Origin of the sequence: Lactiplantibacillus paraxiangfangensis, from assembly GCF_036246185.1 — a bacterium.
Lineage (GTDB): Bacteria > Bacillota > Bacilli > Lactobacillales > Lactobacillaceae > Lactiplantibacillus > Lactiplantibacillus paraxiangfangensis.
Window position 1 is genome coordinate 99,703 of sequence record NZ_BTPW01000012.1, and the last position, 7,907, is coordinate 107,609.

Sequence of the window (7,907 nt, forward strand, 5' to 3'; positions counted from 1 at the left end):
GACTAAGCCACTTCCTTTTCAGTTTCTTGTTCAACAGTCAATTGCTTGTCGCCGCTTACTACTAAGGCAATCTGTTGGGCATCCGTGTCAATCAGTCGGTTAACTGATTCGGCGTTATCTACAAAAATTGGTGCAACTACTTGGTAGTGATTAGACAGTGTGTTGATAATATCTAACCCAGCGTTGATGCGGGCCGCATTGTTAAGGTCAGTGCTGTATGGCACACCATCAACCATGGCTTCACAAATCTCGTTGATTTCACCGTTCTTTTGGACTTCGAATAACTTGAAGTTAACCAATTTGAATAGCTTATTGATTCGACTTTCTAGCATCGTTACCCGCGTCCGTGTGTATTGATCAAGTAAGAATGACTGCTTATCTAAGTCGGCGTAAGTGTTTTTCAGCTCGTCTTCTTGTGCATGTAACGCCTTGACCCGGTCTTCTTGCTGCTTGATCAAGTCAAAGCTTGCTAACTGTGACTTCACCTGGTCAATGCTTGATTGAATCTCATCAATTCTTGCTTGAGCGACTGCTTTAGTTTTGGAATTATCGCCAGAATTGCTATCAATTAGGCGTTGCTGTTCATCAATTTTCTTTTGTAAGCTTTCGCCCTTAGTCGTTTGGCTAAAGTCCACTTGGATCGCCTTGGCTTGGTTATAATCATTGCTGATTTTATCTAGGCGGTCTCGCACCTGATCTAGCTCGCTTTGTGCGGCATCTAAGGCTTGCTGTTGGCTCTTAATCTCATTGTTTGCCATATTCATATCTTTGGCAGATTGAAGCCCATCGGTCTTGATTTCTTCAAGTTTGGTGGATTTTTCAACGTTGAAATGCTTTCGAATGTCTTCTTGCTTATCTGGCTGTAGTTCTTGTCCACAGGTTGGGCATGTCAGCTGTGATTCATCAAAGTTTTTGTGATTAAGCACAGAATACTTTTTAACAAGCTCCGTATGTTTAGCAGTCGCTATCTCTAGTGCTGCCTTTGCTTGGCTCAGGCCAGTCTTTGCACTGTCCACCGTCATGCGAACCGTATTGAGCTTTCGTTGCATGGTGTTCATATCTTCCGAAAGTCCGTTAAGTTCCAATTGGTTACCCTGCATGTAAGACATCTGGGCATCACTGTATTCGCCTTGAAGTCGTGCTTTTTCGGCTTGGGCATCTAAATTAATCCCACCCGTTGACGCAAGACTCAGCGACTGTTGTGCATCGGTCATAGTGCCCTTTAAATCTTCTAGCCTAGTTTGAAGCTTGTCCTTGGAATCATCTGGAACTGCTGGGATTGCTCGTGTCGCCTCATCAATCCGATCAGGCAAACCGTCAATTTCGGCTTTAAGTTTGCGACGGCTGCTAGCAATGATTCGCTTCATATCATCGGCAGTATGTTGATCGAGTAGCTTAGCTAACTCGGCAGGATTCTTGGTAGCCTTGATAACATCTTCGTCGCTAACATCACTGACCAAGTCAAGCAATAGTTTGCGGCGGTCCGTCCATTTGAGATTGTTAAAAGCGAACGGGTTAGTAATCATCTTGAAGCTATCTTCATCAACAATTGAACTGATGTAGGCAGTAAAGTCTTTGACCTTTTGCGGTACTTCATCGATTGTTAGTTCGGTTGCATCAGGCTTACGCACCTTCTCAGCTTGTCCGCGCGGTGTGCTCCACTTTTCTGCCAACTTGCGGCTTAGTGAGACTTCCTTGCCCTCAATTTCAAGTACAGCAGAAACCTCTGGGTCCAAGCCAAGTTGCTCACTTCCATCTGCATTTAATGGCTTAGGATTGAACTTTTTAACTTCGTCGGAGTTCTTACCGAACAGCAACCAAGTGAACCCATCGAACAAGGTCGTTTTACCTGTCGCATTAGCTCCGCTGACTGAAATTGATTCACCATTCGGTGTTAAAGTGAAGTCCTTGATACCTTTAAAATTGTGATAACTGATTGAAATTAATTTGATTGTTTTCAAAGTTCATCCTCCTTGTTGCTATAGTGCGTAATAACTTCTAGCACAGGTTTCCACTCGTTCAAGCTATCTGAAATGACACTCAGGTCATCATATTGTTGGTCAGACAATTTATTACTGTCGTCATCAACAAAATGTGATAAGTCGTTACATAAATCGACTAAGTCGCCAATATTCTTTACTCGAACATTATTGCCAATTTCTACGCTCATCATTTCCACCCCCGCAGTTTACGGATTAACCGTTGTAACAGTCCTGATTTTGGACTAGAATAGAAATCGAAATTAAATTTGCTTTGTGTTCTAGCTGTCCACGTACTTCCAATACGTGAACAGCTTTTTTCGTACTCTTGTTTAGGCACTAGCGGCACTCTTCGTGTTTGCAATTCGTTCAGCCTCCTCTTTAAAAACTTTATGAAGCTCCTCACTCGTGACTTGCTCAAAATGTAAGCCACCAAGATTAAATGTGAATCTAGTCATTGTTATCACCTCCGAAAAACTTATCGTAACCGCCCTGATCTAAGGCGCTCAGTAAAATCGCTGGTATCAGTATTTCAATAAATAGCATGTCAATTCCTCCTATCCCACAGCTTGGTTAGTGTAAAGGTCTTCAAAATGAATACTTAGCCAATCACTCATACGTTCCGCATCAATTGAATACTTTTCTTGATTCGTAGCTGGGTAATAAACCGGCCCGCCGTATTCAGTACTCAATTCCTTTTCATATTTGCTAAAAATCTTTTGGCTTATCCATGTACGTTGATGGCCTGTAACCCGAATTAAGTCGTTTACTGTCCATCGCTTACCATGTAGCACGTTATGATCACGAAACCGTTCTAGGCTTTCGAAATAGGTCTTATCAACAATCACTTTGTCGTCTGGAAGCTCAAGCGTTACATTCGCTTTGATTTCCGTTTGAACATCGGTTGCCATATCATCACCCCCTTACGAATAGTTATGCTTTAACTACCCCAAACTTCTGGTTAAATTCGTTAAATAAACTAAGTAGATCATTATTGGAATACCCAGCATATTCAGCTTTTGTGATGTAGTCTGCTTGCTCCGCAGAAGCTTCGCTCACATACTCAAATAAATAGTCATGAATAACTTGAATTTGCTCAGCTGTCCTATATTTTGGGTCAACAGCCACAGCATCATTGAATGCTGGCTCCATTTTCTGACGCTTAACTTCTAGTTTTCGCTGCTCCCAAGATGTGTGATAAACGTCTGTTTTTAAACTCTTATCAACTCGGAAGCTTGGAACTTTGTAATCAAAGCTCGCCGATTGAAATGCCAGCCGGCAATCTTTTAAAACGCCGGTAATTATTATTCGCATTTCTTTGTGTATTGGCCGCTTTCCACTACGCATCCGAGACATTTGCCCCGGGTCTACATGGACCTTTTTAGCCATTTCTCGGTTCGTTATTGAATGCCTATCCACGGCCTTGCTAATCAACTCATGCATCGTTGTGCGTGGACTCATCATAAAATCACCTTCATTTGGCAACTCCTGAATATTTAGTTGCCAGCCTAATAAATTAAGATGTAAGTAATCAGCTAGCGATTGCCTACTTGGATTGATTGTTGCTCCTTGATGCGTTCTGAATGAGCGTTGGCGTGGTTAAAGAACTCAAGATACAATTCTTCATCACTTAAAACTTCAAACCAGATACGTGCTTTATCTGGTTCTTCATTAACCAGTGCATCAATCATTGATTTACGTGATAGCTGTGATAAATGTTCCATTCTTATCGCCTCCTCGTTTAACTACTTAAGGTAGTTACATCCGACCGTTTAACAACATTTTGTAGTTGAACGCTTCAAAAAAAATTTCCTCTTTGGGAGTATGAAAATAATCTTCCAAAAATTGCATCTGTGACGGTTTAGGTGTGGATTTACCTCGCTCCCACTTACTAACTGTTCGCTGATTCGATTTTAATAAATTGGCTAATTCCAATTGTGTTAATCCTTTTTCTTCACGCAATTTTCGTAATTGGTTTTCCATTTTCACACCCCCTTTAACTACCTTATGTAGTAATAATATACCACGTTTTGTTGTAAGTCAATGTTTTTTACTACATTTCATGGTATTTCATTAAATAATACTACTAATCGTGGTATTATCACAATAATAACTGGAGGTTCTAACCATGACTAAACTATCTAATCGTATAAAGGAGCTTAGAAAGCAATCCAAGTTGAGCCAGCGCGAGCTTGCACATCTGATCAACGTTTCCCAACAGACAGTTGGTAGTTGGGAAACCGGACGTTCTGAGCCAAACTCTGAAATGATCAACAAGTTATCTGATTACTTTGGGGTAACTACTGACTTTTTACTTGGTCACGATATTGGCGCAGTTGATACACCATCCTGGGCAACCGCCTCAGACGTTATAGATATGGAAAAAATGCTTAAATCTGCTGATCCAATGTCTTTTGGAAATTTAAACTTAAGTGCGTCCAATAAGGAAAAAGCATGGCGGGTGCTGCGTAGCCTTTATTGGGACGATCTTAAGGAATTAAAAGAAAAAGGGCAAAAGTAGGTGGACACATGCGTTATGACACGTATCTTAAGGTTCAACAATTAGCGAAGACTTTTAATACCTTCAACCCTTTTGAAATTGCAGACATGCTAGGGTTTAAAGTTGTTTACCGGGATATTGGTACTAATCTAGGATTTACACAGGATTTTTTAGGCTTCACGCATATTGTTTTAAACGAGAAGTTAAAAGACATTCCGTACCGCTGGCCAGTGATGGCTCATGAACTTGGGCATGGTGTTGAACATACTGCTTGCGCAGCATGGTACACCATCGGAAATCTTCAAAAAAACAGTATGGAATACCAGGCAAACATGTTTGCTTGCTATGACCTATCAAAATTATATGAAGAGCAATTTGACATGTTGCCGGAAGATTTCAAGGCGCTACAAATGGCCTATGCTCTTCCTGATGAATTTTACGAATTTTTCACTTCATCAGATATTATTAATTAAGAAAACTTATTATTAACAGACCAGATACTGAGGTCGGTAAAAGCTGAAATTTGCGGGGGAATTTATTTATGTTTGGTTTTTTGTCATTTTTACTATTTGTTTTTCTAGTTGGAACGCTGGTCTGCGCTATTGGATGGATTATTAGCTTTGTCCGCGTACAGAGTAGTTCAAGCTTCACGCCTAAGCATCACTGGGGGCGCTATTCGCTCATTGCTTTAGTTGCCAGTATTGCACTGGTTTTTGCTTGCGGTGCTGCCTACTCCAATTCTCCAGATGGGAAAGCCGATGCTCGTGAAGAATCAAGGTCTGACGCGTCCAGTCGTAAGGCTGCATCAAAACGAGAATCTTCCAAGAAAGCTTCATCCACTAAGGCTAGTTCAGTTGCTGAATCTAAGGCCAAGGATAAGAAGGAGCTTTCAAGTGCTCGTAAGGCTAATGAAAAGAAAAACTTCGCTAGTTATAAAAAGGCTTTAGCTACTGTGCCTACAAAAACACATAATGCAATCAGTAAAGCGTACTTTGATAAGACCAGCGAGCAGACCGTTCTTGTTTTATCTGATGATGCTTTAAGCCTAAATGATAATGAATTAAAAGGTGTTGTTAGAAGCGCTTGGAATGCCGGTGAAAATTTGTTAGATAACTACACCCCATTCCCTGATGATGACGCCGCAGCAGCTTTGTATATAACTGTTCAAGACAGTGCTGGTAATCGACTAGCACACACGTCAGCGTTTGGTAACTTCAAATATGATGATTAAAAATTATTTTTATAATAGCCTGAAAAGGGCTTTTATTTAAAGCTGAAAAAGAACATATGTTTGTCTTACTAACGAAAGGAGGCGGTTGCAGCAGGAACAGAAAAATAATTAGACTTTACTTAACCAGACACTATCAATCAGCAATTTGGAAAGGAAGGGATAACTTATGGCCTATTACTACAAACGCACTGACGGACTATGGCATTGGCGTATTAACCGCACAATTGATGGTACCCGCGTACCAATTAATTCAAATGGTGGTTTTAAACTCCGGTCAGCAGCAAAGGCTGAAGCTGAGCAGGTAGAGTTTGACATTAGGCATGGAACTTATGAAGAAGATCCAGATATATCATTCGCCAAGTATTATGAGGAGTGGTACAACACTTTTTACAAAAACAAGATGAGTTACGCTTCAAATATTCATTTTCTAAATGCTCTAAAAGTTATCAAAGAATACTTTAAGTATAAAAAAATTACGGAGATCACTCGTGATGAATATCAAAAAATGCTTAACGATTACGGTAAAAATCATGCACGAGAAACTGCCAGCAGTCGCCACATATATATCAGTAAATGCCTGAAAGCTGCGTACCATGATGGAGTAATAAAAAAAGACCCCACTTGGGGGGCCAAAGTAACCGGCAACAAGAAATTAGAGAAACCAGAATTCGAAAAGTTTATGGATTTTAATAACTTCAAAAAGTTGATTGCTTATCTAAGTACGAGTGATCACTGGACGTCAGCAAACCACTGTATCATTTTAACGATGTGTATGACAGGAATGCGGTACGAAGAGGCTGCAGCTCTTACATGGGACTGTGTTGACTTTAAACATGGTACTCTTAAAATCAATAAGGCCTGGAGTGAGCACTCCCAGGATAACAATATGCTACCCGGTTTTGGCCCAACAAAAAATGCTAACTCAAATCGAACGATTTCAATTGATGACAAGCTAGTCATGATTTTGAAACGATATAAAAGAACACAGGATATCAGAATCTTAAAAAGCAGATATTATAGTAATCCAAAAAAATTACTATTTACTGAGCGAAACGATAAGCCTGTTTCAAACAGTGGTATTAATCAGGATCTCAAAAAAATCTGCTATCAGCTTGGTATCATAAAAAAAGATCGGCGCGGAAAGTATATCCATCCGTTTACCTCACATTCGCTCCGTCATACTCATGCAAGTGTCTTACTTTATAACCACATTGATGTTGCTTATGTATCGAAACGTCTAGGCCATAAAAGCATTATGATCACGTACAATACGTACATCCATATTATCCGTGAAGCCCAAGCGAGAGAAGATGAAAAAGTTGAAAAAACGCTCTTGGAATTCTACTAATCTCGTGTACGCTCGTGTACCTCTGGTGTACGTAATCGAAAAAACGAGGATAAACCAGGAACAACGAAATAAAAAAGAATCTCTTGCGAACGCTGATGTAACAACGTTTGTAAGAGATTCAAAAAATACGGGAAACTACCAGAAATAGCCTCCAGAAGCCGTTTAGCAGATTTGAACTGCTGACCTCTTCCTTACCATGGAAACGCTCTACCTCCTGAGCTAAAACGGCAAAATAAGTCCTATCCAGTATACCAAAAGTTAAGGAGGCTTTCAAAGTCAGTTTGGTGATTATCATTCGGTGACGGAAGCTGGGAAATCAACGAGTAATGCTACATTTATCATAAATAACCGCCAGCTAGGTGGAGGTTACTATTAAAAACTAGTTTTGTTTTAAAGCAGTCTTAGCATAGCCGGCAGAATCAGCGGGCCGTGTCGGCACTGTTAGCTGGCGTTTTTTGCCAGGTTACAGTGTGGGGCGACTTGAAAGACTCGTCCTTTGAGGCTTTCAAGCGAGGCGGAAGACCGTTCTTTGGCTGTAGCCGACCCCACGGCCCACGGATTCTGCCGGCGAAGCGCCGAAAAATGCTGAATTTCTAACGATAAACAGAGCATACAAAAAGCGCCGGTAGAGTTCCTCATTAGGAACCCCTACCGGCGCTATGGTTTTGTTATAATCATTTTGATGTAAAAAAAAAGAACCAGCCTCAGCTGATCCTAACTTTGCATGGCAACGTCCTACCCTCGCAGGGAGCGATCCCCCAACTACTCTCGGCGCTAAGAAGCTTAACTTCTGTGTTCGACATGGGAACAGGTGTATCCTTCTCGCCATCGTCGCCACACTACTGAGAA

The 7,907-nt window shown here is 40.9% G+C and carries 11 protein-coding genes, 1 tRNA gene and 1 rRNA gene; 4 read left to right on the top strand and 9 right to left on the bottom strand.

Annotated elements, in window-relative coordinates:
• Positions 1-2 precede the first annotated feature (2 nt).
• The 7 genes from AAA939_RS08420 to AAA939_RS08450 form a co-directional block, all read right to left on the bottom strand.
• A complete protein-coding gene (locus AAA939_RS08420; RefSeq protein WP_338230830.1) occupies positions 3-1,961 on the bottom strand; it encodes an AAA family ATPase in 1,959 nt (652 codons plus the stop codon).
• On the bottom strand, positions 1,958-2,173 hold the full coding sequence (locus tag AAA939_RS08425) for a hypothetical protein (protein WP_338230831.1): 216 nt from the start codon (positions 2,171-2,173) through the stop codon (positions 1,958-1,960). Before AAA939_RS08425 ends, AAA939_RS08420 begins: the two co-directional genes overlap by 4 nt.
• Positions 2,174-2,311: 138 nt before the next feature.
• Complete coding sequence (locus AAA939_RS08430; protein ID WP_338230832.1) at positions 2,312-2,437, bottom strand: hypothetical protein; 126 nt, start codon at positions 2,435-2,437, stop codon at positions 2,312-2,314.
• 99 nt (positions 2,438-2,536) lie between these two features.
• Positions 2,537-2,890 carry a DUF771 domain-containing protein gene (locus tag AAA939_RS08435; RefSeq protein WP_338230833.1) on the bottom strand — a complete coding sequence of 118 codons (354 nt, stop codon included), beginning with the start codon at positions 2,888-2,890 and terminating at the stop codon, positions 2,537-2,539.
• Between the two features lie 22 nt (positions 2,891-2,912).
• Entirely contained in the window at positions 2,913-3,443 is a 531-nt protein-coding gene (locus AAA939_RS08440) for a hypothetical protein (protein WP_338230834.1), read from the bottom strand.
• Between the two features lie 71 nt (positions 3,444-3,514).
• Positions 3,515-3,703 carry a hypothetical protein gene (locus AAA939_RS08445; protein ID WP_338230835.1) on the bottom strand — a complete coding sequence of 63 codons (189 nt, stop codon included), beginning with the start codon at positions 3,701-3,703 and terminating at the stop codon, positions 3,515-3,517.
• Between the two features lie 34 nt (positions 3,704-3,737).
• Positions 3,738-3,962 carry a helix-turn-helix transcriptional regulator gene (locus tag AAA939_RS08450; RefSeq protein WP_338230836.1) on the bottom strand — a complete coding sequence of 75 codons (225 nt, stop codon included), beginning with the start codon at positions 3,960-3,962 and terminating at the stop codon, positions 3,738-3,740.
• 145 nt (positions 3,963-4,107) lie between these two features.
• Between AAA939_RS08450 and AAA939_RS08455 the strand changes: the two genes are divergently transcribed.
• The 4 genes from AAA939_RS08455 to AAA939_RS08470 all read left to right on the top strand — a co-directional run bounded on the left by AAA939_RS08455 (position 4,108) and on the right by AAA939_RS08470 (position 7,058).
• Positions 4,108-4,500, top strand: a complete 393-nt coding sequence (locus AAA939_RS08455) for a helix-turn-helix transcriptional regulator (RefSeq protein WP_338230837.1) — start codon at positions 4,108-4,110, stop codon at positions 4,498-4,500.
• A gap of 8 nt (positions 4,501-4,508) precedes the next feature.
• Positions 4,509-4,952, top strand: coding sequence for an ImmA/IrrE family metallo-endopeptidase (locus tag AAA939_RS08460; RefSeq protein ID WP_338230838.1), 444 nt, complete (start codon positions 4,509-4,511; stop codon positions 4,950-4,952).
• 68 nt (positions 4,953-5,020) lie between these two features.
• On the top strand, positions 5,021-5,710 hold the full coding sequence (locus AAA939_RS08465; protein WP_338230839.1) for a hypothetical protein: 690 nt from the start codon (positions 5,021-5,023) through the stop codon (positions 5,708-5,710).
• A gap of 166 nt (positions 5,711-5,876) precedes the next feature.
• Positions 5,877-7,058, top strand: coding sequence for a tyrosine-type recombinase/integrase (locus tag AAA939_RS08470; protein WP_338230840.1), 1,182 nt, complete (start codon positions 5,877-5,879; stop codon positions 7,056-7,058).
• Positions 7,059-7,214: 156 nt separating this feature from the next.
• Here the strand turns inward: AAA939_RS08470 and AAA939_RS08475 are convergent.
• Both AAA939_RS08475 and rrf read right to left on the bottom strand, forming a co-directional pair.
• Positions 7,215-7,287, bottom strand: a tRNA-Thr gene (locus AAA939_RS08475).
• Positions 7,288-7,780: 493 nt separating this feature from the next.
• Positions 7,781-7,897, bottom strand: a 5S ribosomal RNA gene (gene rrf, locus AAA939_RS08480).
• Positions 7,898-7,907: the final 10 nt, after the last annotated feature.

Bases quoted from the DNA above. Each gene is read 5' to 3' on its own strand.
- AAA939_RS08450 (WP_338230836.1), bottom strand. From the start codon at position 3,962: ATGGAAAACCAATTACGAAAATTGCGTGAAGAAAAAGGATTAACACAA.
- AAA939_RS08440 (WP_338230834.1), bottom strand. From the start codon at position 3,443: ATGATGAGTCCACGCACAACGATGCATGAGTTGATTAGCAAGGCCGTG.
- AAA939_RS08455 (WP_338230837.1), top strand. From the start codon at position 4,108: ATGACTAAACTATCTAATCGTATAAAGGAGCTTAGAAAGCAATCCAAG.
- AAA939_RS08425 (WP_338230831.1), bottom strand. From the start codon at position 2,173: ATGATGAGCGTAGAAATTGGCAATAATGTTCGAGTAAAGAATATTGGC.
- AAA939_RS08445 (WP_338230835.1), bottom strand. From the start codon at position 3,703: ATGGAACATTTATCACAGCTATCACGTAAATCAATGATTGATGCACTG.
- AAA939_RS08435 (WP_338230833.1), bottom strand. From the start codon at position 2,890: ATGGCAACCGATGTTCAAACGGAAATCAAAGCGAATGTAACGCTTGAG.
- AAA939_RS08430 (WP_338230832.1), bottom strand. From the start codon at position 2,437: ATGACTAGATTCACATTTAATCTTGGTGGCTTACATTTTGAGCAAGTC.
- AAA939_RS08470 (WP_338230840.1), top strand. From the start codon at position 5,877: ATGGCCTATTACTACAAACGCACTGACGGACTATGGCATTGGCGTATT.
- AAA939_RS08460 (WP_338230838.1), top strand. From the start codon at position 4,509: ATGCGTTATGACACGTATCTTAAGGTTCAACAATTAGCGAAGACTTTT.
- AAA939_RS08465 (WP_338230839.1), top strand. From the start codon at position 5,021: ATGTTTGGTTTTTTGTCATTTTTACTATTTGTTTTTCTAGTTGGAACG.